This is a genomic window from Cohnella panacarvi Gsoil 349 (assembly GCF_000515335.1).
GTDB lineage: Bacteria > Bacillota > Bacilli > Paenibacillales > Paenibacillaceae > Cohnella > Cohnella panacarvi.
Map to the genome: position 1 here is coordinate 4,434,459 of NZ_KI911563.1, position 26,786 is coordinate 4,461,244.

Here is a 26,786-nt window from a genome sequence, read left to right on the forward strand (position 1 = left end):
GTCATCGCGGTACCACCCTAGTTGAGAACGCCGGATCGGCGATTCTCCGCTCATGCCCGTTAACGGCGGGCAACCGTCTTTGCCTTCTGCGCCTAGAAAGCGGGCAGTTTCGGCGAAAGAAGCTCCGGGACGTAATTCGCTCTCGCTGGAGTACCGGCTTGCACCAACCGCCGGCTCTCTGTACCTCCGGGTACGACAGCTACTGATTCCCTTCATGGCCTTCAGTCATTCGATTAGTACACTTTATACCACTTCCCTGCGCTTCTGTCAAATGGAATCGACGGCGGAAGTCTGCGGGTAACCGCTTGGGGAATAATGGTATTGAACGAACAGACAAGCAGGAGGCAGGAAAACATGAATCGGTTATGGGCGACGCGGGCGTTCCATGTGCTGCTGTTCATCGCCGTCGTCTTCGGGGTCGAGGAGGCGCGGCTCGCGTGGCTGCAGCTTGGCTTCGGCGGAGCGCGGACGGCGGGCAGCACGCTCGTCGACAACGCGGTACTGCAACGCTCGGACGGACTTATTCTCGATAGCGGCAGAGGGCAGTTCCGGGACCGGCGGGGGCGCCTGCTTACGGGTGAGCCCGTGCAGACGTTGGCGGCTTTCCCGGATGACGGCAAGCCAAGAGGGGCGTCGATATTCACCGCGAAGGTGGCGAAGGAATTGAACGTCGATCCGGCGACGCTCGAGAATTGGTTCGCGGGCCTTCGCGAGCCGGCATTCTGGAAGGAACGCGGCGTAAATCGCGCGCTCGACTTATCCGATTCGCAGATCAAAGCGGTCAACGAAGCCAAGTTGACAGGCGTGGCGGTATTGCCGGTTGTTAACCGGTATCCGTCTTCCATCGAACCGATGCATGCGATCGGCTATATCTCTCAGCATCCCGAACGGGTACGGCAACTCTATGGCAATCAGCTAACAGAACATCGCATGGCCATCAATCGGCCGATCGGCGGAGCGGGGCTCGAACGATCGCTCGATCGGCTGCTTCAGGGGATCGGTCCGACGGCGGTCATCCAGGTGACCGACGGGACGAGACAGCCGCTTGACGGGCTTGGCTTGCGCATGATTCAGCCGACGAATCCCCATTATCCGCTCCAGGTCACAACGACGATCGATCTGGATATCCAGCAAGCGGCGGAGCGGATATTACGGGATCAGCGCATCCGGAAGGGCGCCGTCGTCGTTCTCGACGCGGCGAATGCCGATATCGCGGCGATGGCGTCTCTCCCCCGGTTGAATCCGTATCGGATCGGCGAATCCGGTACGGACGAACGCAACCACGCGCTGCAGGCGGAGCCTCCAGGTTCCGTGTTCAAGACGGTCACCCTTGCCGCCGCTATCGAATCCGGCATCGCGACTTGGGACGAGGAGTTTATATGCAACGGCCATTACGGCAAATACGGGCTCAAATGCTGGAAGCATGATGGCCACGGCGTGATCACGCTGAAGGAAGCGTACGCGGAGTCGTGCAACGTCGTGTTCGCGCAGTTGGCGGAACGGATGGACCCCGCATGGCTGCAAATTACGGCGGACCGGCTTGGACTGGCTAGGCAGGTCGGCTGGCATACGGACCGATTCGTGGACGGTTCGCCTCTTCGGCTCATGCCGGAGGAAGAGAACGGCGCGGTATTCCTAAGCCGCAAGCTGGCGGAGGACGGCGGCCTACGCGCGGGTACGGGGATCGGGCAGCGGGACGTGCGCGTCACGCCGCTGCAGGCGGCGAATATGGTCGTCTCCGTGCTGCATGACGGCAAAGTGTTCTCCCCGCGTCTCGTCAAGGACGTTCGCTATGCGGACGGCACGCTGATGACGGCTATCCCGGTGCATGCGTCCAAGTCGAAGCACGGTCAAATCCTTCCGCGAACCGCGTCGCTCCTAAGAGAAGGAATGCGGGCAGTCGTGCAGGAAGGAACGGCGCAAGGAGCGCTGAAAGGCGCGTCTTGGCCGCTCGCGGGCAAGTCGGGAACGGCGGAGCTGGCAGGCAGACAGCAAGCCCGTAACGACCATTGGTTCGTCGGTTACGGGCCTGCGAAAGGTAAACCTCGATATGCGGTTGCCGTATTGCTGGAGGATCAGCCCTCGGGCTTGCGCAATCGCGCGGCCGAAGTGTTCGGCGCGATCATGGAGCAGCTTCGCCTTCTGGAGCTGCGTTCTGCGGCGCAAGCGGAGGAACGGTGAATTCCTCTTTCGGCCAGCGAATCCATTGGTGGAAATACCCTTGATCGTATAGCGCCTTTAGCAAGATCATCAGAATCGGAGCGAGGATCATCCCTGCGACGCCGAACAGCGACAGCGAGATCATCATGAACGCCAGCATCGTGAACGCCGACACGCCGACTGTCTGTCCGGTGATGCGCGGCTCGAGTAGCTGCCTGGACACCGTAACGACGATGAGGAGGCCGGTCAGCCACAAGCCTAGCTCGTTGTCTCCGGTGAAGAACAAATACGCGATCCAAGGGATAAACAGCGTATTCACCCCGAGCAGCGGCAGTACGTCGAATATGCCGGCCAGCAGCGCGATGGAGAACGCATTGTTCACGTCTAACGCCAATAGCGTAATGAAAATGATCAGGAACGTAATGCTGATCAGCATACCCTGCGCTTTCAGATAGACGCCGATGCCGCGAAAGACGTTATTGCGCAGGAACTCCAAAGCGATCTTGAGCGTTCTAGGCGCCCGGTCTCTGCCCAGCCTTTTCCACGTGTCGATTTCGACGCTCAGAAAGTAAGCAAGGATGATGGCGATCGAGAAGTTGAATACGAATGAGGAGAACGAGGTCAGCGCGCCGACGAGCCAATTCAGAAACTTGCGGGCCAAGTCCGCGCCTTGCTCCGTCACGAATCCGGTCGCGTCGTTCAACTTCTCGGCGATGTCCGGAGGGAGCGCGTCTGTATGTCCTTTCATTCCCGAAGTGAAATCGTTGATCTGCGCTTGAAGAAGCTTTTGATATTCCGGGAGATTATCCGCCAGTTGGGTCACTTGTTGGGTGAAAATAAAACCGAGTCCGATAAAAGCCGCCAAAATGATGAGCGTAAACAGCAGCACGCTGATCCCGGAGGCGATCGATTTGCGCAGCCCAAGACGGTTCAGCAGCCGCGCGAGCGGTTCGATGATCCAGAAGACGACGAACGAGAGGAACACCGGAGTCGCCAAGTCGTACAAAAAGCTGAAAACGTACATGACAAGCCATACCGTCACGAAAATGACCGCGATGTCGAACGCGGTGCGCCAATATTTCTGATACAACGAGATCATCTGCAATTCCACCTATTCTCCACTTAAACTAGTATGTATCCCACTAATTGCTATTGTACATGAATCTAAAAAAGATGCCTACTGGACACCCATTCATGAGCGATTATGATAGAATAGAGGGAGCATACCGACACGGAAAAATCATGATTGCGATCAAGACGGTGAGGATAGGCATGGAACTTATACTGTGGTTCGGGATTTATTTTTTGACTTTTTACGCCTTTTTGCCGGCGATCGTCAGCCGGCTTTTCGGTTTTAGGGTGTTCATGCGGGGCAAATCCGAGACGGAAATCGCTTTGACCTTCGATGACGGTCCTGACCCCGAGTATACGCCGAAACTGCTCGATTTGTTGAAGAGTCGCGGCGCGAAAGCGACGTTCTTCGTCGTCGGGGAGAACGCGGAGAAGCATCCGGACATTATCGCCCGCATTCACGAGGAAGGTCATCTTCTGGCGATTCATAACTACGTCCACAATTCGAACTGGTTCATGCGGCCAAGCGCGGTGAAAAAGCAAATACAGCGCACGTCCGACGTGATCGAACGAATAACCGGTACGAAACCGAAGTACTACCGTCCGCCTTGGGGTATCGTGAACTTGTTCGACTTCGCGTCCAAAGGCCGGGTTCAGATCGTGCTGTGGACGTCGATGTTCGGGGATTGGAGCGCGAAAGTCGGCGCCGACAAGCTGTACCGCCGGATGAGAAGCAAGCTGAAGCCGGGCGAGGTATTCTTGCTGCACGATTGCGGCACGACCTTCGGGGCGGATCGCGATGCGCCGGCCCATACGATCGCGGCGTTGTCGCGGATATTGGAAGACGGCCGGGAGCAGGGACTGAAGTTCGTCGGCATCGACGAGCTGATCGCGTCGACGGAGGCTCGCCGAAGCAAAATCGGCCTGCTGAAGAAAGTTGTCGTATCGCTGTGGCTGCAATACGAGAAGCTGTTCCACGTCGTGTTCCGGCTGCAACCGGTCGGCGACGGCAAATCATTCAATTATCGCGTTCGCAAGTACGCGGGACCGCCGGTCGAGCTGCATAATGCCGTGACGCTGCGTTCGGGCGATTCGATCATGGAGATTCATTTCGAGAACAAGATGATGTTCGAGATGGGAATGAACGCGCGGAATACGATGCAGATCGGCATACGGATCATTCGCGAAGTAGAGAAAGCGCTGCCCGACCTAGGCAAGCAATTGAGCGTCATCCCGAACGGAGATAAGGTAAAGGCGCTGTACGGAGTTTCGATGATCCATCGCGGAGCCGAGTCGCTCGGGTTCCAAGTCTTCGATCTTCCTCGCGGCTTGTTCGCCTGGGCCACGAACATTTATTTGCGAATCCTCATTCGCGTCATTCATCCTTCGGGCAACGAACGCGTCAAAGAGCACGGTCAGTCGCTGGAGCCCCGCATGCTTCTGATGTCCCGGGACATCCTTCAGCGTTGGGCCGTCGACCCGGACGCCAGACGCCATTTGCGTCCGCTTTTGCACAAATAGGATTCTATGCGAAGACCCCTCAGGTTAGTGCCTGAGGGGTCCTTTTTTGCAAATTTATTTATGTTGTTTGCTCGTCGTCATCGTCATCGTCATCATCGTCATCGTCATCATCGTCGTCATCGTCATCGTCATCGTCATCATCGTCGTCATCGTCATCATCGTCGTCATCATCGTCGTCATCCGGCTCTAAGTCGATTTCGTCTTTGTCCCCGTTCGCGAACTCGACCTCGACTTCCTCGACTTCGTCCCAGTTTACGGAGCCCAGCAAAGAAGCGATCGCGGACTCTTGGGACACGCCCTCCGCATCCAACTCGAAATCCGCTGTGCTTCCGTCTTTGTATTCGATTTGAACTTCTGCGATGTCCGGGTTCGATTCTAAATATCGGCTAACGATTTCTTTCGCATCCATGTTCGGTTCATACCTCCAGTATGATAAAGCGTTATGCACTCACTCGTATAGTATGGCTCAGCGCTTTTCTTGGTCCTAGGCGAATACAACTTTAAATAGACTATTTTGCGGAGCGTCGATACTAGCCCTTGCAGGTTTGCCGAATCGAACATAGCTTAATATCACCATTACGAATGGTGGAGAAGTTCATCCTGCTTATACGCTGAGGGAGAATGCGGATGAAAGGCTTAATTCTGGGCGCCGGAAACGGGACGAGACTTCATCCGTTTACGCGCGTGACGCCGAAAGTGCTGCTTCCGGTCGCGAATAAACCGATCGTGCATTACTGCATCGAAAAGCTCGCCCAACTCGGGATTGATGAGATCGGCATCGTCATTCAACCTGTCCACAAATCGATGTTCATGAAGCAAGTCGGCGAGGGCTCCCGTTGGGGCGTTCGCATTCGGTACGTCTATCAGCACCATCCCCAGGGCATCGCGGATGCCGTCAAACGGGCAGCCGACTTCATCCGGAACGAAGCGTTCCTCCTGCTGCTCGGGGACAACATGATCGAGGATTCGCTCGAGAGGCTAAGAGATTCCATCTTGCATGAACGTCGCGACGCCGCGCTTCTGCTCGGGGAAGTGTCCAACCCGCAGGATTACGGAATCGCGCAGATCGAGGGAGACAGAATCGTAGGGCTTGAGGAGAAGCCGTCAACCCCGAAGACGAACTTGGCCGTGCTTGGCGCCTATGCTTTCGGCCCGCGGGCGTTCGATGCCGTTAACGAGATAGCCCCGTCGGCGCGAGGAGAATACGAGATTACGGACGCGCTGAATTGGCTGCTGCGGGAGAACGCTTCGATCTCCTATCGGGTAACGACAATGGAGCACTCGGATGTCGGCAGGCCCGATCGATGGTTGAGCGCCAATCGATGGGTTCTTCGTCAGTCGGCGGGCGAGAACGGCACGTACGAACGGTTGACTTCGTCTGGCTGCGTGGTTCACGGCCCGGTTATCGTGGATGACGAAGCCGAAATCGAGAATTGCGTCATCGGCCCTTATGTCTCGATCGGTCCATACGTCCGGCTAAGGGATTGCGTCGTCACCGACAGCATCGTGCTTGCGGGCGTAGGCGTCATGAACAAGATCATTCGGCACGCGATCGTCAGTCCTAGACATTCGCTCTATATCAATCGCATGGAGGCTTCCCGATGAGCATCTTAATCATGGGTACGGGCTATGTAGGCATTACGACCGCGATCATGTTCGCCGAGTTGGGCATACAGGTGACCGGATTCGATTCGAATGCCGCCAAGATCGCCTTGTTGAATCAAAGCCATTTGCCGTTCTACGAAAGGGGCATGGAGCCGCTGCTGCAGCGGCATCTGCAGGAGCAGACGATTCGCTTCGTTCAAGACGAGCAAGCGGCGATCGAAGAGCACGCGATCATTTTCTTGTGCGTAGGCACCCCGTCGAATTCGGACGGTAGCGCGAATCTGTTCGCGATCCAACAAGCATCGGAATGGATCGGGAAGTACATGCGAGAGCAGACGCTGGTCGTCATCAAGAGCACGGTGCCGGTCGGCGTCGACGAGCGGGTGAGCGAATGGATCGCAAGCAAGCAGACGAGGCCGATTCCGTTCGACGTCGTCGTCAATCCGGAGTTTCTGCGCGAAGGGTCCGCGGTCGCGGATGCGCTTGCCCCCGATCGCATCGTCGTCGGCAGCGACAGCGAGGAGGCGGCGCAGCGTCTGTTGTCGTTGTACGAGAAGTTGGACTGCCCGATCATCGTGACGAATCCGAAGGCAGCTATCATGATTAAATATGCTTCGAACGCCTTTTTGGCGACTAAAATATCGTTCATTAACGAGTTGGCGAGGTTATGCGACGGACTAGAAATCGACATCTCGGAAATCGCCTACGGGATCGGTCTCGACCCTCGAATCGGCGCGATGTTCCTGAAGGCGGGCATCGGTTATGGCGGCTCGTGCTTCCCTAAAGACGTCGATGCTTTACTGCATACCGCCAACTCCAACCGGAAGAGCCTCACGATTATCGAGCATGCGGCGAAAGTGAACCGTACGCAGCCTCTATACGCCTTGGACGTCTGGGAGAAGGTCATGCCCTCCGCGTTCAAGAAAGCGACGGTTGCCGTCCTCGGTCTCTCCTTTAAGCCTCATACGGACGATCTGCGCGAGGCGCCTTCGCTCGTTGTGATATCCGAGCTTCTGTCGCGTCAAGCGAAGGTTCGCGTTCATGATCCGATCGCCGTGCTTCCCGTTCACTTCCGGGCGTTAGGCGTTCAGCAAGCCGACACGATCGGGGAGACGCTGCAGGGCGCCGACGCCGTCATTCTGTGTACGGAATGGCCCGAATACCGCGAGATCGATTGGCTCCCTATGAAGCCGTTGTTGAACGGACACATCGTCTTCGACGGCCGCAACGCGCTGGACGGCCGAAGCTTGATTCAGTCCGGTTACGATTATTACGGGATCGGCAGCCACTAAAGAAAGCCTGGGGTGGCGATAACCCAAGCCATGCCCCATCCGCCTCCATATACTGGGTTAAGCGTAGGATAGTATATGGGGCTGGAGGAGATGCAGGTGGAGGAGTATCGAATCGTTCCGTGGGACCATGACGAATCGGTTCCGATCGGAGTAGATCGAGAGTTTTACATTCCCCCGGAAATCGAGCGCGTTGCTCATGAGGTCATCGCTCAGTACGATATGCAAGTCAGCGAGATGACCTTGATCACGTCCAAACCGGATAAAGGCGGCGCGATCTGGCGGATAATGACCGACAAAGGCCCCCGAAGCTTGAAGGTGCTGCATCGCGAGCCGAGGAGAAGCCTTTTCTGCGTTTATGCGCAGCAGTGGTTAGTCGAGCAAGGGGCGCGCGTTCCGGCGTTGATCAAGACGAAGAGCGGCCAGTTGTACGTAGAAGCAGGCCATAAGCTGTGGATCGTGACCGATTGGATCTCGCTCGTTCCCGCCTCCAAAGTCGACATCGAAGGCGCCGAGTCCTTAGTATTCGGGCTCGGAGAGTTTCATCGCGCGTCCCGCGGTTATGTCCCTCCCGAGTTCGCGCAGCAAAAGTCGAGAATACACCACTGGCCGAAGTACTATTCGAAAATGATCGAGAAAATCGGATGGATGAGGGATTTGGCCAAAGCTTATCCGGATGCCGCCGGCAGCGGGCAGCTGCTCTCCGTCGTCGATCAATTCGAGAGTCAGGCGAAGGAAGCGCTTGCCAAATTCGAGAACTCGAGCTTCCGCCGAATGGTCGTCAAAGGCGACCCCTACTGGGGATTAGTCCATCAAGACTACGGGTTTTCGAACGGTCAGGTTGGGGAAGGCGGCATCTGGGTCATCGACCTGGACGGCGTCGCTTACGATTTTCCGATACGGGACCTGCGGAAAATGATCACGAGCATGATGGACGATATGGGCGTATGGGATCCGGCGATTATGAGGAGGCTCATTCAGGCTTATCACGGCGCGAATCCGATCGACCGCGAAACGTACGAACTGCTTGTGATCGATATGATGTTCCCGAACGAGTTTTATAAACATATCAAGGAAATGATTTTCGATCCGCTGCTGTTCATGAACACGGAGATGGGGCCGATCCTAGAACGCGTGATCGCGACCCAAGAGAGCAAGCAGGCGGCGCTGGCTGAGCTGGAACGCGAGGCGGAGAGCTACGCTCCGGGGGATTACGAGGAAGTGCCGGCAGAAGCGCGAACGGCACCTTGGATGCGCGAGAGCGTTGGAAGCGCCTTGGAGCCGTTCGGTTTGCAGCTCGATCCGAGCGTTCCGAGCGTTCCAGGTGTGCCGAGCGTCCCGAGTGTTCCGAGCGTGCTGAGCGTCACGAGCGAAAAGGCGGATTCGATCGCACCCGCAAAGGAGGAATCGGCGCTTGTCGTTCTTCCGGAAATCGCTTCGGTCGCCGATGCCGATGTCGGCGGACCGATCTACGGTTCGCCTCTCGCGTCCGAACCGCAAGGCGCGACGCCAGTCGCGACCGTTGCTCCGGCTCCGAACCCGGCGCATGCAGAGCGGAGGCCCGTTCCTCCCGCAACGGATATTCCTGCGATCGTCCTGCCGAGGAGAGCCGTGCAACGGTCGAACCGGACTCCGCGGCGGCGCAAGCGGCTCGCTAGTCGCCGCACCGGCGTTCGGCCGCGTCGCCGAACGCAAGCGAAACCGGCCGTCCGTTCGGCGACGCGCCGCAAAGCCAAGCCGAAGAAGCTTGTCGCGCGCAAGCGGTTGAACGTCGTCAGAAGGCGCAAAGCCGGTCGCAGGAAGGTAAGAAAAGCGGTCAGACGTGCCTAAGGCGAGTTACGGAAAGGAGAGTTTCGGTTGAACGTATTAATGATTTGCACGGAGAAGCTGCCGGTTCCCAATATTAGAGGCGGAGCGATACAAACGTATATATGCGGCGTCGCGCCGATGATCGGCCGCAGGCACCGCCTTACGATACTAGGCCGAACCGACCCGGACTTGCCGGACGTCGAAACCGTGGACGGCGTTCATTACGTGCGGGTTCGTTCCGACGATTCCTTCGAGCAGTACATGCAGAACGTATTCGATTATTTGCGCGGGACACAGGAGAAGTACGACGTCATCCATATCTTCAACCGGCCCAAGCTCGTGGCGGCCGTTCGCCAAGCGGCGCCCGAAGCGCGATTGTTCCTGAGCATGCACAACGACATGTTCAAGCCGGAGAAAATAACGATCGGCGAAGGCGGCGAAGTCATCGGGCAGACCGAGAAGATCGTCACGATCAGCAATTACATCGGCCATTCGATCTGCGGATATTATCCGGAGGCGGCGCCGAAAGTGCGGACGATCTACTCGGGGGTCGACTTATCGAGATTCACGCCCTGGCTGATGTCCGACGAGACGAGGCAGGCGAGAGAAAGCTTGCGCGAACAGCATGGTCTATCCGGTAAGAAGGTCATTCTGTTCGTCGGCCGTCTGACCCGCAACAAAGGACCTCACGTGCTCATTAAGGCGTTGGAGCAAGTCGGGCATAGCGACGCCGTGCTAGTCATCGTCGGCGGAACCTGGTATCACAACGAAACGGCGTTCAGCGATTACGTCAGCTACATGCGGGCGCTTGCCGCCAGATCCAAGCTCCCCGTCCTCTTGACAGGCTACGTACCGGCCCATGAGGTCCACCGTTGGTTTTATGCGGGTGACGTATTCGTCTGCACGTCGATCTGGGAGGAGCCTCTCGCGAGAGTTCACTTCGAAGCGATGGCGGCCGGCTTGCCGTTCCTCACGACGGCCAGAGGCGGCAACCCGGAAGTCATTCACGGAGGCAACGGCATTCTCATTCAAGATCCGAACGATCCTCTCGAATACGCGAGCCATCTTAACGCGTTATTGTCCGACATCGACGGCGCGAGACAGATGGGGATGCGCGGCAGACAGCTCGTCGAAAGGCATTTCACGTGGGATCGCGTCGCGCGCGAAATTATGGATGTGTGGGAAGCGGTATAAGTACAAAAAACGGTTGGGCAGTCATAATCGCTGCCCAACCGTTTGTATTAATGAGTGATGGAGTTACATCTTCATAACGCCGCCGCGGCTCGCGTTCGTCACGAGAGCGGAGTAGCGGGCGAGATAGCCGCGTTTGATCTTCGGCTCGAAGCCTTTCCATTCCGAGCGGCGCTTCTCGAGTTCTTCGTCGCTCACTTCCAGCGTGATCTTGCGGTTGTTCATGTCGAGTTCGATCATATCGCCGTCGTGCACGAAAGCGATCGGACCGCCTTCGGCCGCTTCCGGAGAGACGTGGCCGATCGAGATGCCGCGCGATGCGCCGGAGAACCGGCCGTCGGTAATGAGGCCGACTTTCGTTCCGAGGCCCATGCCGACGATTTGCGACGTTGGAGCGAGCATCTCAGGCATGCCAGGCCCGCCCTTCGGTCCTTCGTAGCGGATGACGACGACGTGGCCTTCCTTGACTTTGCCGTTAGCGATTCCCGCGAGCGCTTCGTCTTGCGAGTCGAAGCAGATGGCAGGGCCGCGGTGGTAGCCTCCGACGGATTTGTCAACGGCGCCGACTTTGATGATCGATCCGTTCGGTGCAAGGTTGCCGAACATAACGGACAATCCGCCTTCCTTCGTATGCGGATCGTCGATCGGACGGATTACGCTGTGGTCCGTGATTTCGCAGCCGGCGACGTTCTCGCGGAGCGTCTTGCCGGTTACCGTCAGCTCGTCGCCGAACAGGGCGCCGTCTTTCTTCAGCAGCTCGTTGATGATCGCGCTGACGCCGCCCGCGTTGTGCAGGTCTTCGATGTGGTGATCGGAAGCCGGCGCAAGCTTGGACAGGTAAGGGACCTTCTTCGCGACTTCGTTAATGCGCTCGATCGGATAATCGATATCCGCTTCGTGCGCAAGCGCGAGCGTGTGCAGCACGGTGTTCGTGGAGCCGCCCATCGCCATGTCGAGCGCGAACGCGTTGTCGATCGTGTTCTTCGTCACGATGTCGCGAGGCTTGATGTCTTTCTTAATGAGTTCTATCAACTGGCGCGCGGATCGCTTAACGAATTCCTTGCGTTCCGGAGCGACGGCGAGAATCGTGCCGTTGCCCGGCAGCGCGAGTCCGAGCACTTCGGACAGACAGTTCATCGAGTTCGCCGTGAACATGCCGGAGCAGGAGCCGCAAGTCGGGCAGCCGTATTGCTCGAGCTCGGTCAAGCTCTTCTCGTCGATCTTGCCGGACATGTATGCGCCGACGCCTTCGAATACGGAAGTGAGCGAGATCGCCCGTCCGTCGCTCGTACGGCCGGCTTTCATCGGACCGCCGCTGACGACGATCGTCGGAATATTGATGCGCAGGGCAGCCATCAGCATGCCCGGCGTGATTTTGTCGCAGTTCGGGATGCAGACCATGCCGTCGAACCAGTGCGCATTAACGACCGTCTCGACGGAGTCGGCGATGATCTCGCGGCTCGCGAGGGAGTAGCGCATGCCGATGTGGCCCATGGCGATGCCGTCGTCTACGCCGATCGTATTGAATTCGAAAGGAACGCCGCCGGCTTCCCTGATCGCTTCTTTAACGATTTTGCCGAATTCCTGCAGGTGGACGTGACCCGGCACGATGTCGATGTAAGAATTGCATACCGCGATGAAAGGTTTGCCGAAATCTTCTTCCTTAACGCCCGCCGCACGCAGCAAGCTGCGGTGAGGAGCGCGATCGAAGCCTTTGGTAATCATGTCTGAACGCATTTTTTTCCTGTCGGACATCGGGTTGACCCTCTCTTTCAAGGAATTATCCTGTAAGTCTTATCCTTGAGTTTATCATAGAAATAGAGGAGTTGACCAGTAAGAGGATAGGCGGGAAAAGGCGGAATAGTAATGTTATATATGTGTTATGTATTAGTCAACATTCCATAGGAAATTACAAACATTCGCTACTTTATGTCATAAAACATTACATAAAGTGGTTTACTTGCGCTTGTGCCTTTTCTATAATGGAAGAAAGTTGCGAGGGTGAGTTCGTTCGAGCCCGACGAAGACTCAATTTTGTCAAGGAGGAGCTGGAGGATGAATCTGACGGAACGCGAGAAAGAGAAGCTGCTCATTACGGTTGCCGCGGATTTGGCGGAGCGGCGGCTGGCGCGGGGCGTGAAGCTTAACTATCCGGAAAGCGTCGCGCTCATTACTTCCGCGATCATGGAGGGCGCGCGAGACGGCAAATCCGTAGCGGAGCTGATGGCTTACGGGACGTCGCTGCTCTCTCGCGACCAAGTCATGGAGGGCATTCCCGAGATGATCCATGAGGTGCAGGTAGAGGCGACGTTCCCGGACGGTACGAAGCTTGTGACGGTACATCGGCCGATTTCTTAACGAAGAGAGGGTGGCGCATGATTCCGGGACAAATATTGGCGAAAGCCGGAATGATCGAACTGAATGCCGGCAGACGGACGGTTACGCTCCTCGTGAACAACGCGGGGGACCGGCCGGTTCAGGTGGGGTCTCATTTTCATTTTTTCGAGGTGAACCGGACTTTGCGCTTTAATCGGACCGAGGCGTACGGCATGCGGCTTAATATCCCGGCAGGCACGGCGATTCGGTTCGAGCCGGGCGAAGAGAAGCCGGTCGAGCTGACGGAGCTGTCGGGCACGAAGGAAAGCTTCGGATTAAACGGAATATCGAACGGATCGGTTTCAGGCAAACGATCGAAGTCCGTAGCGAAGCGGCTGGCCGAATGGCAGGCGCTCGGCGAATAGCGTAGGCGGGGAGGGGCGCATCATGCGCATGGATCGGCAGCATTACGCGGATATGTTCGGCCCGACGACAGGCGATGCGATAAGGTTGGCGGACACCGGACTGTGGGCCGTCATCGAGCACGACCATACCGTGTACGGGGACGAGTGCAAGTTCGGCGGAGGCAAAGTGATCCGCGACGGCATGGGCCAATCGAGTCGCGCCGTCAGGGATGCCGGTGTGATCGACACGCTCATCACGAACGCCGTCATTATCGATCATACGGGAATCGTCAAGGGAGACATCGGATTGAAGGACGGTTACATCGTAGCCATTGGCAAGGCGGGCAATCCGGACATTATGGAAGGCGTTCATCCGAGCTTGATCGTCGGGGCGAGCACGGAAGTCATCGCAGGAGAAGGGAAGATCGTGACGGCGGGCGGCATCGACACGCACATCCATTACATCTGCCCGCAGCAGATCGAGACGGCGCTGTCGTCCGGCGTGACGACGATGATCGGCGGAGGCACGGGACCGGCGACCGGCACGAACGCGACGACGTGCACGCCGGGCGCTTGGCATCTGCAGCGCATGCTGGAGGCGGCCGAAGCGTTCCCGATGAATCTCGGCTTTCTCGGCAAAGGCAACGCGTCAACGTTGCCGCCTCTCGTCGAGCAGATCGAAGCGGGCGCGATCGGACTGAAACTTCACGAGGATTGGGGGACGACGCCCGCAGCGATAGACGCATGCCTGTCCGCGGCGGATGCGTATGACGTTCAAGTCGCCATACATACCGATACGCTCAACGAAGCGGGATTCGTGGAGGATACGCTTCGGGCGATCGGCGGACGCACGATTCATACGTACCACACGGAAGGCGCCGGCGGCGGCCACGCTCCGGATATCATTCGCGCGGCCGGCGAGCCGAACATCATCCCGTCTTCGACGAACCCGACGCGGCCGTTCACGGTCAACACGATCGAGGAGCATCTCGACATGCTGATGGTATGCCACCATTTGGACAGCCGCATTCCCGAGGACGTCGCGTTCGCGGATTCGCGCATCCGGCCGGAGACGATCGCGGCGGAGGATATTCTTCACGATCTAGGCGCATTCAGCATCATCAGCTCGGATTCGCAGGCGATGGGGAGAGTCGGGGAAGTCGTCATCAGAACGTGGCAGACGGCGGACAAGATGAAAGCCCAGCGCGGGCAGCTGCCGGAGGACGGAGAGGACGGAGACAACGGGCGCATTAAGCGGTACGTCGCGAAATATACGATCAACCCCGCCATCGCGCACGGGATCTCTCATCTCGTCGGATCGCTGGAGCCCGGCAAGTTCGCGGACGTCGTCGTATGGTCGCCTGCCTTTTTCGGCGTCAAGCCGGATTTGGTGCTCAAGGGCGGGAGCATCGCGTATGCGCAGATGGGCGATCCGAACGCCTCGATCCCGACGCCGCAGCCGGTGTTCGGCAGGCCGATGTTCGCGTCGTACGGACGGTCGCTCTCTAAAAGCTCTATCACTTTCGTCTCTCAGGCGGCATACGATCGCGGCATCGCCAAGAAGCTCGGGTTGAAGAAACGCGTCGAGCCGGTGAAGAACTGCCGGAACATCGGGAAGAAGGATATGGTCCACAACGACGCCACGCCGGACATCCATGTGGATCCGGATACTTACAAAGTAACGGTGGACGGCGAGCTTGCGACCTGCGAGCCGGCGACCGTCTTGCCGATGGCGCAGCGTTATTTTCTGTTCTGACGATCGATCGGGGGTTGGCGGCTTTGACGGATAACTGGCTACCGGTGCAGCTGTTGCTCGATTCCGCGCTGCCGATCGGCGGCTTCTCTCACTCCTTCGGATTGGAGACGCTCGTGCAAGACGGCGCGATAACGGACGGCGCAGGCTTGCGGGCATATCTGGAAGCGATGCTGAGTCACGGCTGGTCGACCGGAGATCTGATGATCGTGAAGGCGGCTTATATCGGCAGCGACGACTACGCTTATGGCATTGAACGGTTCGTTCATTACCAGCGAGTAGCCTCGGAGACGAGGGACGGCATGGAGAAAATGGGCCGAAGGCTGCTTAAACTCGCGGCGGAGCTGTTCCCGGAGTTGGCGATCCGCCATGTGGCGGAGGCGGCCCGAGCGGGCCGCTGCTTCGGCAGCTACCCGCTCGCCTATGCCGTCATCTGCAGGGAGCTCGGCGTATCGCTCGATCGGGCGGCGGAAGGTTACCTGTACGCTTCCGTGGCGACGACCGTGAACGCGGGATTGCGGCTCATCTCGATCGGGCAGACGGAAGCGCAGCGGATTACCGCTTCTCTGTTCGCGCGAATCGGGGAAGCTTGGGCAAGCGTGCGGGAGATGCCGCCGGAAGAAGCCTATGGCGCGATGCCGCTGGCGGAACTGGCGATGATCCGCCACGAGACGCTCTATTCCAGGTTGTTCATGTCTTAAACCAAAATAGATATCATTCGGAGGGATCGCTATGTGCCAAGGACAAGGAGATCATCATCACCATGAATGGGAGACGCCGCCTGCGGCGCCGGGAAGACCGATGCGGATCGGCATCGGCGGTCCTGTCGGCTCCGGCAAAACAAAGCTGGTCGAGCAGCTCGCTTTTCAATTGAAGGATCAGCTGAATTTGGCGGTCATTACGAACGACATCTACACGAAGGAAGATGCGCGTATCTTGACGGATACGGGATGCTTGCCTTCCGAGCGGATCATCGGCGTCGAGACGGGCGGCTGCCCGCACACGGCGATCCGCGAGGACGCTTCGATGAATTTCGAGGCGGTCGAGGAGCTGGAAGGGCGGTTTCCCGACCTCGATCTGATCTTGATCGAGAGCGGAGGCGATAACCTGGCGGCAGCCTTCAGCCCCGAGCTCGTCGATCGGTTCATCTACATTATCGACGTCGCCCAAGGCGAGAAAATCCCGCGTAAAGGCGGGCCCGGCATTATGCGATCGGACCTGCTCATTATCAATAAGATCGATCTGGCTCCGCACGTCGGAGCGAGCTTGCAAGTGATGGAGGACGACTCGAAGCGGATGCGCGGCGATCGGCCGTTCGTGTTCACGAACTTGTTCGGCGGCGACGGACTCGACGTCGTGGCGGGCTGGGTCGCGCAAGAAGCGGACCGCCATGCGGCCGCCGTCTAGCGCGGCGATAGCCGCTGCCGCAACAGGCTCGGTACGTCGCGCGGAGCTTCGTGCCGTCGTCGGTAACGCGGGCGGCCGTCCGGAATTGGTAACCCGGTACCACACGTCGCCGCTGAAAATCGCGAAGACGTTCCATGAGGACGCCAACGGAGCGAAGCAATTGGCGGTCGTGCAGATGGACGTCTCTCCGGGGCTTCTGGAGGGAGATCGCTATCGATTCGATTGGCAGTTGCGCGAGGGGACTTGGCTGTATGCGACGAATCAAGCGTACACCCGTGTGCATCCCTGCGAGGACGGCGGCGATGCGCGTTTAACGCAGCGCTTCGCCCTGGAGCGGAACGCCATCCTGGAATGGATGCCGGAGCCGGTCATGCTGTACAGAGACGCGCGATTTCTGTGCGATACCGAGATCGACCTCGCGGAAGGGGCAATCTGCATCATGAGCGAGATCGTCAGTCCGGGCAGGTTATCCCGAGGGGAGTCGTTCGCCTATGCGGCGTACGATAACCGGCTAACCGTCAGGCATAACGGCGAGCTTGCGCATTACCAAAGGCAACGTTGGGAGCCGGACGCGCTTCCGCTCCGTAACGCGGGGTGTTTCGGCGAATATACGCACGTAGGCTCGTTCTCCATCTTCTCGGATCGCGTGAACGCCGCTACGGCTGCTCAACTGCGCGGTTGGTTAAGCGCATTGCCCGAGCTAGAGGAGGACGTCCGATGGGGCGTCTCGCACACCGCTCGCTACGGCGTAGTCGTACAAGCGGCCGGAATGGCGGCATGGCGACTGGAACGGCTGTTGCGCGCGGCATGGGAAGGCGCCAGGAAGCTGCTGCTCGATGCCGATCCGCTTCGGTTGCTGCGAAATAAGTAATGGAAAGACCGTCGGGACACAATCCCGGCGGTCTATTGTTATGTGGACCCGGCAGAGAGATGTCGAATATTACGGAATGATAGCATTTGCTAGCTCGTAAAAAATTTACTAACCTGGCAGGAATAATAAAAAATACGGAGAAAATGTTTATTACACAAAAAGTAATCGCTTACATTGTCAATTTCGCCTTAAATTATATGAAAATTCTTTCATTTCGTTTGCTCCGTAGGCAACCCGCCGAATTCGACATAAAGGGGCTTTAACCGTCATTTTACAGGAAGGGAGCGATACTCGGAACGTTGAAGTTTGACCCGATTTACTGCCTGGAGCATCCTGCTCCGGAATCGGCGCATGAAAATCCATTTATTCGAGGAGGAATGGTTGACGTGAAGAACGCAAGGAAAGGCATCTCGATTGTCCGCCTGCTGCTCGCGCTGTTGATCGCGACCGGCGGACTATTCGGAAGCGGGCTCGCGGGCCGTGCTTCAGCCGCGACCGATCGCCATATCGGACCCGGTCAAGCGTACGAAACGATAGGCGCTTTCCCATGGGAAACTCTCGGACCGGGAGACCGCGTCTACATCCATTGGCGAGAGGAACCGTACAACGAAAAGATTCTTTTGTCCGGCCAAGGCACGGCATCCGAACCGATTCAAATTATCGGCGTCCCGGGTCCTTATGTTTATATGAGACCGGTCATTAGCGGCGATAATTCCAGCTATTCCGGCAATATGCATTACGCCGACGCAGGCAGCTCGTCCGCTCTCGGCGACGCCGGTCTTGGCGTCATCGTCGTCAAGAAGCCCGCTGGCGCGCCGAGCGGTTATAAGCCGCAGCATATCGTTATAGACGGTTTGAAGGTAAGCGGCGGCAAAATCGGCAATACGGTGCAGGATCCGGACGGAAATATCCTTCCCAATCCTCTTTCGACGGCCGGCATCTATATCGAGGGAGCGGACAACGTCACCGTCAGGAATTGCGTCATAGAAAATAACAGCCAGGGAGTCTGGGCCGTATCGGGAGGTACGGAGGATGAGGTGACGCGCGATCTGATTATCGAAGGCAACGAATTTAATTTGAACGGTTATGAAGGCGGACCTCTGCGCGGCAACGATCAGGATCACAGCATTTACGCCGAAGTGGCGGGTATCACGGTACAGCATAACTATTTTTTTCCGTTAGCCGATGGTTCAAGAGGGAGTCAATTCAAGGATCGCTCTTCGGGCACCCTATTTCGGTACAATGTAGTCGAAGGCTTCGCTAATGCCCCTTTATTGGAATTAGTCGAACCGATCGACGGGGCGTCAATCCTTACAGGGGAGCCGGGATTCGGCACCGCGCATGTATACGGCAACGCTTTTCATAATATGCAGATATCCTTGGAGAATCCCGGTCTTCTTTCAGACAAGCTGATCCGCTGGGGCGGCGAATCGGTCAACCCGTCCGCCATGCGTAACGGAACGTTGTATTTTTATCACAATTCCACTCTCGTTCAAGCCAATCAATCGGAAGTTTGGCATGTCAGTCTGTTCGACATGCCGGACAACAATCAGACGGTCGATGTTCGGAATAATATTTTTTATTCCGTTTCGTTCTGGGGGCAAACCTCGCCGGAATTATACTTGCTGCGCAATGGTATCGGCAACGCCGAGCTCGGCGTAAATTTGATCTCTCCCGGCTGGTCGATCTCCGGATCGGAAGTGCCGACGGGCGTCGTCACCGGGACAGAACAGCTATTCAGCCCGACGAACAATGATATCGGGTATTTAGACCCCTTTGTTTCCTATTTTCGCTTACGGGCCGGATCGCTCGCTATCAATGCCGGCGGACCGCTATCGCCGAGCTTAACGCCCGAGCTTCTGCCAACGAGCGAGTACGCGTACCGGGAGAGCTTTGATTTCTACGGTCAACCCCATTCAACGATTCCGCGCATCGAATTCGGTCCGTTGGATCTCGGCGCGTTCGAATTCGGCAGTACCGGTCCGGCCGATATCACGCCGCCCGACGCGCCTGTCGGCCTAACGGCAACGTCCGTCTCCACAACGCAAATAGACCTTGAGTGGGACGCGGTTTCAGACGATCCTGGAGGGTCGGGCATCTATAGCTATAATATCAATCGCAACGGATTACTGTATTCTACGACGAGAACAACGAGCTTTAGCGACTACGCATCCATCAATTATTTTCCTTACGACATTGGTGTTAAACCGGGCAAGGTCTACACGTTCACCGTCCAAGCCGTCGACAAGGCAGGCAACATTTCAGCCGAGAGCGAGCCTGTAATCGTCTCAACGCCTGCCTTGTACGCGGCTCCGGGATATTTGTACGACGAACAACAATCCGACTTTCTGTTCGACACCGACTTACCAACCGGAGGCTCCTCCGCCAACGTCGGAGACGGCTTGGGCGACGGAGGCGGCAACGCCATTCGCTACGACGATCTGGACAACTGGGACCGTACCGTTCCCGTCCTGTACGATTTGCCTGCGGACATGAGCGTCGTTACGCCTTCTCAACTCGTGATGCGGTTGAAGCTGAGCCAAGAAACCGCGGGCGGCAGCCCGATGCGCATCGTCTTTAACGGCGTTAGCTGGGAGGGCGCGCCATCCCTGAACTTCACGCCTGCGGAAACGACCGACTATCAGACCGTCACGATTCCGTTGCCGGAAGGGTTCATGGAGCAACTTGATAACAGCGTAGCCAGCTTTTACTTCGAACGGCTTGCCGCTGCATGGCCTGCCGGTACGACCGTCATGCTTGCCGACGAGATCCGATTCGAGTAATCGCGCCGCACGTTTCGCCGGGCGGTTTCAAGCTTGCGAATAGCATTGCGAGCCGGAATGCCGAATTCCGGCTCTCCATTCCAATATGTAGGAGGGAATTAATAAATGATTCGATCTTTTAAGATGAACACTAACAAATGGGTGATCGTCCTCCTGTCTCTTGCGCTTGCCGCCGCATGTTTGTTCAACCCGGTCTTGCAGTCCAATCGCGCTTCGGCCGCAACGGCAGGCGTCGATATTATCCATGTCGGCCCCGGCCGGCAGTATACGATGCTCGGACAAGTGCCGTGGCCTTTGCTGGGTCCCGGCGATAAGGTTTATATCCACTGGCAGGAGACTCCATACAGGGAATTGATTTTACTCTCCAGCAAAGGCACGGCCGCAGCGCCGATCGAAGTGCACGGAGTATCGGACGGTCCCAATGGCGAGAAGCCGATCATCGATGCGAACGGCGGATACTATTCGCTTTATTCTCTCTTTCTGGGACCGCAGTTCGCTCGCGGCCCGATCAACGTGCAGCGCTCCGGCGGACGGCTGGAGACTTACCGGCCATCCCATATTTGGATCGATAACCTGGAGGTCAGGGGCGGATTGTGGAACAACCCGTTATCCTGGTATTACGGCACCACCGGCACAATGGATTCTAAATCGGCAGGCATCACGATCGAGGGAGGAGAGCATATCCGAATTACGAACTGTACGGTTACGAACAACGGCAATGGCATCTACGTGAATTCCGAGGTTGTCCCTTATGGCGACGGACGATTCTATCCCTCCCGCGACATCACGATAGAATCGAACACGATTGTCGGCAACGGCGTCGTCGGCAGTTCCGAGCATCATAACGTCAATGCAACGGCCTATGGGCTCACGGTGCAGAATAACACGACAGGTCCGCTGCGTCCCGGCGCGCTTGGCAGCGATATCGTCGCGAATTCCCTTGACTGAGCAGAAAGTTCATCCTTTTGTCGTAGTTCTTTCGTCATAATCCGACAAAATATTACAACTTTTTTAGGATATTAAAATGGTTTCCTTAGCTGTATGATCGAGATGAAAATACCAAAAAATGTTCATTTTCGAACAAGCGAAGGGATGAGTTGCCATTGAAGCGTCTATCCAAGACTAAGTTGTTATTGCTCTCCGCGGCGGTTGTATTCTCGCTGCAACCTGCCACGGTATGGGGAGCGTACGCGAAGACTCCGGAACAAGCAAAAGAGTATTACATCAAATACTACGACGATTATAAGAATGACGAATTAAAATTGGTCGACCAGTACCGGAAGGCGAACGCCGCAATCAAGAACAGTACGGTAGACCGCCTGGTGGAGCGGGCGTTCTGGTATATGGAGTACGGCTATATTGTCTACGGTGGCGGGAAAGATTCTTATCTGAACTATGGCTTGGCCGACTGCTCCGAGTTCGTATCCCTTGTTTACGGAGATTTCGGCTATTCGATCACGGATGTCGCGAAAGCTTACGATTCGGTAGGCACCAAGGTAGACGGCGTCTATTCCGCGAAAACGGCGGATGGTAGATATTACGCGCTTGGCGGAGTGGAAAAGCTGAGAATCGGCGATATTCTAACCTGGGCCAAACCGGATAAGGCTGGCAATCGAACGGAAATTACCCATGTCGCGATTTATATCGGCGTTTACAATGGCCAGCCTGCTTTCATCGGCACAGTGGATCAGGACACGGGGCGTAACCCGACCGCAATCGGCATCATCAACGATTTGCGTTTTTCGTGGGGAGAGAATTTCAATTCAGCCAGACGTTTGCTACCTTCCATAGCCTCGTTCTATAACCATCAATTGCCCGATCATAAGCAGCAACCGCCTGTCATTCCTAAGTCGCGCGTACTCGAGCCGACCAAGAAATTATTACTTATCGAGAGCAGATTACTAAAGCAACTTTCACGGTAGCGATATGGAGGGGCTGATCCATCATGGACAGCCCCTTCATTTTTGCCTCAAATAGAGGAGGGAAGTTCATGAAAGCCAAGGTGTTATTGCTTCTTTCATCAGTTATATTCCTATTCGCGGGTTTTGCCTGCGCGTCTTACGAACAGCGGGAGATCGCTTCGGCAGATTCCGATTTCTATGAGAAATTCGAATACTATGAGATAAAGACGGAGATCTCGGACTATCGGAAGACGAACGAGACCAAGTGGGATATCACGATGTCTGTTGATTTAATCGCACGGCAAGCCATACGGGCCGGAACGGACATTGCTTACACGCTGAACAAGCTGTCCATGGACCGGTATGGCACGTATGAGATCGGAACGGGACGGCTGGTCGTCAATGCCGGGCTTGAGATAGGAGGAACGTTGCAGCGGGAGCTGACCGTTAACGACCTATCGACAGGTCAATACGAGCTGATCATCCAAGCAACGAGCGCGCCGACGGAAAGCGGAAAGATTGGCGGGCGGACGCAGCTCTTGTTCACGGTTACGGAAAGCGGGGTTTCCAAAGGCTGGAGGGACACCTATATTCCGAGTTATGCTCCCGCGCGAGGCGATAGGGCAAGCAACAAGGGAGAGGGAGAAGTAACCATTAGCGGTTTTGGGACAGGCATCCAGCCTGACTTGGATAGGCTAGTTATCCTTTCCGATCATGCGTCGGTCATACAGGGCCCCTATCTTTACGGGAATTGGAAGTCATATGACAAAGCCCATCGGAAGAAAACAATCCGTAACGCAAAAGTGGTCGTAAGGTATTATACGGGGTCGGCGTGGAGAATATTGGGGGAAACGCATACGAACGATAACGGGAATTGGCTTATGAAGTATCCGGAAGGGCTCAAAACGGCTTGGTGGCAAGTCATCGTGTACACGCAAAGTTCGTTTGCGAACGTGAAGAACGTCAATGACGGAAATCATACATGGCATGCGAGCGCTCTCTTCAGCAACCGGAGCCCGGGAGAAAATCAAAAGATGGATGCAACGTTGACGGATCATACTGCAGTCAATGACGCGTTTAAAATTTATGACGATATCGTGTCCGTTAGAAACCTGTTTCTCCATGCCGGCAAAAGCCCGAAGTCGGCGAACAATGTATTCTACGATTCCGTGATGGACGGTTATGGCCGCCATAACAGCGGTTCGGTGTATATCTACAAGAATGCGCCCGACTATAATGTGACCATGCATGAAATCACGCATTTGTATATGTACAATCTGTACCAAGAGATGCCTGATCATCCGAATTGCTCTCAGCACAATATCTACAAGGTCAGCAGCCAAGGCTGCGCTTGGGTCGAAGGTTGGGCGATTTTTATCCCGGCCTTGTTCACCAACGGCATCTTCGAATTCCCGAACGGAGTGGTAGTCGATTTGGAAACGACAACGATCTTCGAGCGCGGGGATATGGTGGAGGGAAGGGTGGCCGGCGCGCTCTGGGACGTATATGATGATGTCCCCGATGCTCTGGATCATTTCACTGCGCCGTTAGCGGATATCTATAAGGCGATGTGGAGCGGAGGAACGAAACATACCTTCCTGGAGTGGTGGGAGGAATGGAAGTCGCTAGGGTATAACGTTGAGGAAGCAAAGTGGAGCCTGAAGGAAAATTCAATCGATTACGAACCGCAATAATTCCTTTTGTATTCAAGCGACGCGAAACAACCAGTCACCGATTGAATATCGGTAACTGGCTGCTTAGGCTTCAACGAAAGCGGGTTTATATCGTGCAATAGAGGAAGCGGTGCAGGGGGTCAATCAAAGGAGCTTTGGGTGCAATAGAGGCAACGGCAGCGGTAGAGGACGGAGGTCATCAACAATTTCACCGTCGCCATCGAGGCAGTCACCAAATACAGGACTCGCTCGGCCTCCTGTAGCGATCCCCATGACAACAGAAGCTGGGAAATCGCAAACATGGCTACGGCCGCTAACAGCAGGGCTTTCAGCAGATGCAGGTAACCGATCTGAAAGCCGAGGAATCCTTGATCCAGCCAGCTCATGAACAGGGTTACGACGAGCATGATCAGGAAGCCGGTCGAAGCCGTAATGGGGGTCAGCTTCTCGAGCGCGATCAAGATTCCTAGCTGGATGAGGAATGAAACGAGGAGAACCTGGATTTCTTTACGTTGCAGCCATGGCATGCGCTACACCGCCTTTCCGAGGGGGAATATGTTAACGGCGCATGTCCGGCGGCATTAATTCGTGCTTGCCGAACGACTGACCGGATGCGAGGTTGGTGAAGATGTGCTCGGGTTGGAAACAATTAAATATGCCTTCGTTCTCGTTGATCGGGTAATAGCCGAAAACGCTTTTCTTCAAGAAAAGGAGGAAGCGTTGGTCTTTCTTGAGCGGTGTGGAGGCGTCGGAGATGACGCGAACGCCGCCTATTTCGCCGCCTAGCTGGCGCAAGAGGATTTCCGTATTCGTCAAGCGGTCGTCGCCTTTGAGAACGACTTCCACTTTAAGGCTGCTCGGCGAATAATGGTGGAACGGGTGCTCTCCGAGTTTGACCGGCTTATGATTGTGGGTGATAACGCCGATGACGGCGAGATCCGCATGCTTGTACAGCTGATTGATATCGCCGTAGTGATACGCCCAGCTCGGGTGCAAAGAAACCGTCGTGTTGTCGGACGGAGAGGAAGTCGTCGCGCTGGAGGCCGAGGCGGCATAGATGCTGTTAATCGCCGCGATATCGTCAGAGCCGGGGACGTTGGGGCGTGCCGCTGCTCCTTCGACTGTAAACGTGTAAGGGAACATGACCGATGCATTGCTGGTACTGTGATCCAGACCGATGGCATGTCCGAATTCATGCGTCGCGATGCCGTTCACGATGTCCTGCGTATAGCGGGTTTGCGAGGTGTAGTAGGTGTTGAGAAAGCACTTATTGTCCGTAATAATGCCCGTCGCCGTCGTCCAAGTCGTGTTCGTGATGCCGTCCCAGGTTACCGTGTTGTCGTTGACATCGTTTGCGACGAAAGTCGTGCTTGCGCCGGCCGTGAATTTGAAGTTAGTGGCCGAATTCCAGTTGCCGGCCGCCGTTGTCCAGCGAGCCGTCTGCGATCCAGTGTTATTGAAGGTTGCCGAGGAAGTGGCGTATTTCCTTCCGTTAAGCGGAGTGGGCATAAATTCAGCTCCTTTGAGGGGGTCGAATGGCGGGGATAGAGCAGGGGCCGCGTGACCGCGAGCCCCTGTCGTCATGATTCGGAGGACAGATCGGTTAGACTTGAACGAACTGGCCGGTGAGACCGTTGTACTTGACAGATACGCTGTTCACGCCGTTGCCGAGCGTAGCCGTGAAGATTTGGCTCGAGACGGACGTCAGAACGAGACCGTCTTGAACGTTGGATTGCAACAGAATTTGAACCTTCTCAAGCGGCGTGAAGATAGCATTCTGTCCGGCGAGGACCGTTGCCGCGTTGATCGGAGCGGCTTGGACGGAATTGCCGTTCACCTTGACGTCCTGGGCCAGACCGAAGGTCAGCTTGCCGTTCGTCGTGTTGATGATTTCGTAGGAATCGGCATCCGTGGAGAGGTTCGGATTTTTCAAGAACACGCCGGAGCCGAAGTTGTATACGAATCCGTCGACCGCGTCCGTATAGGACGATTTGAGAATGGAAGCGCCATTCTGCACCTGAGTGGTGGAGGCGTACACGGTGTAGTTTTCTTCCCAGTTCACGTTGTTGATTTCGAAAGGATTGAACGTGACCCAAGCGACCGAGGAGTTGTTGGAAGTGGTCGAGAACGTTTGCTTGATCAGCGTGACGCTTTGTTTCGCATCGTAAATGTCGAGCAGGTCCTTGTCGTCGAACATAATGTTAAGAGCGTAATTCATGAGTACAACCTCCGTTGTTATAGGATTCGAGATTCGCCGAAAGCGCCGGTCCCGGGTGCCCTTGCCCCTGCGTCTCTGTCTTAAAGGGAAACTTCGGAGGCAGGATTACAACCTTTCGGCAAAATTTTTTTTCGATTTATAATTTTCCCTCCACTAATAGTTCGATAAAATACAATAAGATAAACTGTTTGGCCTCGTCCTCCGGAATCCCTATGTGTTTGGCTTTTCGCGCTAGAATGTCGATATCTTTCTCGAAAAAGGCAAGCAGAGCTTCCAACGCTTCGGAGTCCTTGCGTTTGGCCAATTCAAGCAGATGGTCTATGGATATAGTTTCTTCGCCAGCAGGGCGAGATGTTTTCGCTTGCTTTTGTTCACGGCCTGCTGGGAAATCTTCAACTCGCATGCTACTTCCCACTCCTTAAATCCGTCGAATACGGTTTTCTGAATGATATATTTGGCTTCAGGCGATGGCAGTGAATCGATCAGATCGGATAGGTGAATCCGGCTTTCGGTTTCATAGCTGTAAGGGAATGGGTCTCTCATCCTATCCAAGAGCGGGCATTCTCGCTTGCGTTTCTTTTTCTCGTGATAGATCATTCGCCAGAAAATGCGGCGCAGCGCCGTTTTGCCCTTTTGCTCCAATTCCGCGCTCAACATTACAACAAACCCCCTTAAAGTGGAAATTGTTCCCTCATAAGTAATTGGAATCACATTAAGTAGATTAACAACCAAAATGATGAAAATAATGTAGAAAATAATTTTTTTAGAACTAAAAAGGTCTAAAAAGGTAAGATTGCACTAGTTCTTAGGGTCC

Annotated in this window: 23 protein-coding genes and 1 other annotated feature (1 of these 24 only partly in view); of the genes, 17 read left to right on the plus strand and 6 right to left on the minus strand. The window is 55.9% G+C overall.

The window, feature by feature from the left end:
• Positions 1–225: a binding site (T-box leader), on the minus strand (it extends 11 nt beyond the left edge of the window).
• Between the two features lie 129 nt (positions 226–354).
• Positions 355–2,181 carry a peptidoglycan D,D-transpeptidase FtsI family protein gene (locus tag COHPA_RS0121165; protein ID WP_027088148.1) on the plus strand — a complete coding sequence of 609 codons (1,827 nt, stop codon included), beginning with the start codon at positions 355–357 and terminating at the stop codon, positions 2,179–2,181.
• Here COHPA_RS0121165 and COHPA_RS0121170 read toward each other — a convergent pair.
• Entirely contained in the window at positions 2,123–3,271 is a 1,149-nt protein-coding gene (locus COHPA_RS0121170; RefSeq protein WP_245590316.1) for an AI-2E family transporter, read from the minus strand. The two genes, COHPA_RS0121165 and COHPA_RS0121170, sit on opposite strands and share 59 nt — an antisense overlap.
• 161 nt (positions 3,272–3,432) lie before the next feature.
• On the opposite strand from COHPA_RS0121170, the gene COHPA_RS0121175 reads away from it, so the two are divergent.
• The 6 genes from COHPA_RS0121175 (at position 3,433) to COHPA_RS0121200 (ending at position 10,649) form a co-directional block, all read left to right on the plus strand.
• Complete coding sequence (locus COHPA_RS0121175) at positions 3,433–4,752, plus strand: polysaccharide deacetylase family protein (protein WP_156926716.1); 1,320 nt, start codon at positions 3,433–3,435, stop codon at positions 4,750–4,752.
• 46 nt (positions 4,753–4,798) lie between these two features.
• Entirely contained in the window at positions 4,799–4,942 is a 144-nt protein-coding gene (locus tag COHPA_RS25885) for a hypothetical protein (RefSeq protein ID WP_169733288.1), read from the plus strand.
• Positions 4,943–5,379: 437 nt separating this feature from the next.
• Entirely contained in the window at positions 5,380–6,357 is a 978-nt protein-coding gene (locus COHPA_RS0121185) for a sugar phosphate nucleotidyltransferase (protein ID WP_027088152.1), read from the plus strand.
• A complete protein-coding gene (locus tag COHPA_RS0121190; RefSeq protein ID WP_027088153.1) occupies positions 6,354–7,649 on the plus strand; it encodes a UDP-glucose dehydrogenase family protein in 1,296 nt (431 codons plus the stop codon). The genes COHPA_RS0121185 and COHPA_RS0121190 overlap by 4 nt, the downstream gene beginning before the upstream one ends.
• A gap of 96 nt (positions 7,650–7,745) precedes the next feature.
• Positions 7,746–9,476, plus strand: coding sequence for a CotS family spore coat protein (locus COHPA_RS0121195; RefSeq protein ID WP_027088154.1), 1,731 nt, complete (start codon positions 7,746–7,748; stop codon positions 9,474–9,476).
• Between the two features lie 27 nt (positions 9,477–9,503).
• A complete protein-coding gene (locus tag COHPA_RS0121200; RefSeq protein ID WP_027088155.1) occupies positions 9,504–10,649 on the plus strand; it encodes a glycosyltransferase family 4 protein in 1,146 nt (381 codons plus the stop codon).
• Between the two features lie 63 nt (positions 10,650–10,712).
• Here the strand turns inward: COHPA_RS0121200 and ilvD are convergent, their stop codons facing one another.
• Positions 10,713–12,401: a dihydroxy-acid dehydratase gene (gene ilvD / locus COHPA_RS0121205; RefSeq protein WP_027088156.1), complete on the minus strand. Its 1,689-nt coding sequence runs from the start codon at positions 12,399–12,401 to the stop codon at positions 10,713–10,715.
• Positions 12,402–12,701: 300 nt separating this feature from the next.
• Between ilvD and COHPA_RS0121210 the strand changes: the two genes are divergently transcribed.
• From COHPA_RS0121210 to COHPA_RS0121260, 10 genes are all read left to right on the plus strand, one after another.
• On the plus strand, positions 12,702–13,004 hold the full coding sequence (locus tag COHPA_RS0121210; protein WP_027088157.1) for an urease subunit gamma: 303 nt from the start codon (positions 12,702–12,704) through the stop codon (positions 13,002–13,004).
• 17 nt (positions 13,005–13,021) lie between these two features.
• Positions 13,022–13,387, plus strand: a complete 366-nt coding sequence (locus COHPA_RS0121215; RefSeq protein WP_027088158.1) for an urease subunit beta — start codon at positions 13,022–13,024, stop codon at positions 13,385–13,387.
• Positions 13,388–13,406: 19 nt separating this feature from the next.
• A complete protein-coding gene (ureC, locus tag COHPA_RS0121220; protein ID WP_156926717.1) occupies positions 13,407–15,122 on the plus strand; it encodes an urease subunit alpha in 1,716 nt (571 codons plus the stop codon).
• 23 nt (positions 15,123–15,145) lie between these two features.
• A complete protein-coding gene (locus COHPA_RS0121225) occupies positions 15,146–15,820 on the plus strand; it encodes an urease accessory protein UreF (protein WP_027088160.1) in 675 nt (224 codons plus the stop codon).
• Between the two features lie 31 nt (positions 15,821–15,851).
• On the plus strand, positions 15,852–16,526 hold the full coding sequence (gene ureG, locus COHPA_RS0121230) for an urease accessory protein UreG (protein ID WP_027088161.1): 675 nt from the start codon (positions 15,852–15,854) through the stop codon (positions 16,524–16,526).
• Positions 16,510–17,397 carry an urease accessory protein UreD gene (locus COHPA_RS0121235; RefSeq protein ID WP_027088162.1) on the plus strand — a complete coding sequence of 296 codons (888 nt, stop codon included), beginning with the start codon at positions 16,510–16,512 and terminating at the stop codon, positions 17,395–17,397. The genes ureG and COHPA_RS0121235 overlap by 17 nt, the downstream gene beginning before the upstream one ends.
• Positions 17,398–17,783: 386 nt before the next feature.
• On the plus strand, positions 17,784–20,180 hold the full coding sequence (locus COHPA_RS0121245) for a right-handed parallel beta-helix repeat-containing protein (protein ID WP_027088163.1): 2,397 nt from the start codon (positions 17,784–17,786) through the stop codon (positions 20,178–20,180).
• A 105-nt stretch (positions 20,181–20,285) separates the two neighbouring features.
• Entirely contained in the window at positions 20,286–21,128 is an 843-nt protein-coding gene (locus COHPA_RS0121250; protein ID WP_027088164.1) for a right-handed parallel beta-helix repeat-containing protein, read from the plus strand.
• Between the two features lie 155 nt (positions 21,129–21,283).
• Positions 21,284–22,102: an NlpC/P60 family protein gene (locus COHPA_RS0121255; RefSeq protein ID WP_027088165.1), complete on the plus strand. Its 819-nt coding sequence runs from the start codon at positions 21,284–21,286 to the stop codon at positions 22,100–22,102.
• 68 nt (positions 22,103–22,170) lie between these two features.
• Positions 22,171–23,775 (plus strand): hypothetical protein, encoded by a 1,605-nt coding sequence (locus COHPA_RS0121260; protein WP_027088166.1) that lies wholly within the window; start codon positions 22,171–22,173, stop codon positions 23,773–23,775.
• A gap of 119 nt (positions 23,776–23,894) precedes the next feature.
• Here COHPA_RS0121260 and COHPA_RS0121265 read toward each other — a convergent pair whose 3' ends face one another.
• From COHPA_RS0121265 to COHPA_RS25735, 4 genes are all read right to left on the minus strand, one after another.
• Complete coding sequence (locus COHPA_RS0121265; RefSeq protein WP_027088167.1) at positions 23,895–24,281, minus strand: hypothetical protein; 387 nt, start codon at positions 24,279–24,281, stop codon at positions 23,895–23,897.
• Between the two features lie 31 nt (positions 24,282–24,312).
• Positions 24,313–25,263, minus strand: a complete 951-nt coding sequence (locus tag COHPA_RS0121270; RefSeq protein ID WP_027088168.1) for a matrixin family metalloprotease — start codon at positions 25,261–25,263, stop codon at positions 24,313–24,315.
• Positions 25,264–25,357: 94 nt separating this feature from the next.
• Entirely contained in the window at positions 25,358–25,972 is a 615-nt protein-coding gene (locus COHPA_RS0121275; RefSeq protein ID WP_027088169.1) for a hypothetical protein, read from the minus strand.
• A 136-nt stretch (positions 25,973–26,108) separates the two neighbouring features.
• Positions 26,109–26,375 carry a hypothetical protein gene (locus tag COHPA_RS25735; RefSeq protein WP_156926718.1) on the minus strand — a complete coding sequence of 89 codons (267 nt, stop codon included), beginning with the start codon at positions 26,373–26,375 and terminating at the stop codon, positions 26,109–26,111.
• Between the last annotated feature and the right edge of the window lie 411 nt (positions 26,376–26,786).

Coding starts and splice junctions, on each gene's coding strand:
- COHPA_RS0121270 (WP_027088168.1), bottom strand. CDS start 25,263: ATGCCCACTCCGCTTAACGGAAGGAAATACGCCACTTCCTCGGCAACC.
- ilvD (WP_027088156.1), bottom strand. CDS start 12,401: ATGTCCGACAGGAAAAAAATGCGTTCAGACATGATTACCAAAGGCTTC.
- COHPA_RS0121175 (WP_156926716.1), top strand. CDS start 3,433: ATGGAACTTATACTGTGGTTCGGGATTTATTTTTTGACTTTTTACGCC.
- COHPA_RS0121165 (WP_027088148.1), top strand. CDS start 355: ATGAATCGGTTATGGGCGACGCGGGCGTTCCATGTGCTGCTGTTCATC.
- COHPA_RS0121210 (WP_027088157.1), top strand. CDS start 12,702: ATGAATCTGACGGAACGCGAGAAAGAGAAGCTGCTCATTACGGTTGCC.
- COHPA_RS0121250 (WP_027088164.1), top strand. CDS start 20,286: ATGATTCGATCTTTTAAGATGAACACTAACAAATGGGTGATCGTCCTC.
- COHPA_RS0121235 (WP_027088162.1), top strand. CDS start 16,510: ATGCGGCCGCCGTCTAGCGCGGCGATAGCCGCTGCCGCAACAGGCTCG.
- COHPA_RS0121185 (WP_027088152.1), top strand. CDS start 5,380: ATGAAAGGCTTAATTCTGGGCGCCGGAAACGGGACGAGACTTCATCCG.
- COHPA_RS25735 (WP_156926718.1), bottom strand. CDS start 26,375: ATGCGAGTTGAAGATTTCCCAGCAGGCCGTGAACAAAAGCAAGCGAAA.
- COHPA_RS0121265 (WP_027088167.1), bottom strand. CDS start 24,281: ATGCCATGGCTGCAACGTAAAGAAATCCAGGTTCTCCTCGTTTCATTC.
- ureG (WP_027088161.1), top strand. CDS start 15,852: ATGTGCCAAGGACAAGGAGATCATCATCACCATGAATGGGAGACGCCG.
- COHPA_RS0121190 (WP_027088153.1), top strand. CDS start 6,354: ATGAGCATCTTAATCATGGGTACGGGCTATGTAGGCATTACGACCGCG.
- COHPA_RS0121275 (WP_027088169.1), bottom strand. CDS start 25,972: ATGAATTACGCTCTTAACATTATGTTCGACGACAAGGACCTGCTCGAC.
- COHPA_RS0121260 (WP_027088166.1), top strand. CDS start 22,171: ATGAAAGCCAAGGTGTTATTGCTTCTTTCATCAGTTATATTCCTATTC.
- COHPA_RS0121215 (WP_027088158.1), top strand. CDS start 13,022: ATGATTCCGGGACAAATATTGGCGAAAGCCGGAATGATCGAACTGAAT.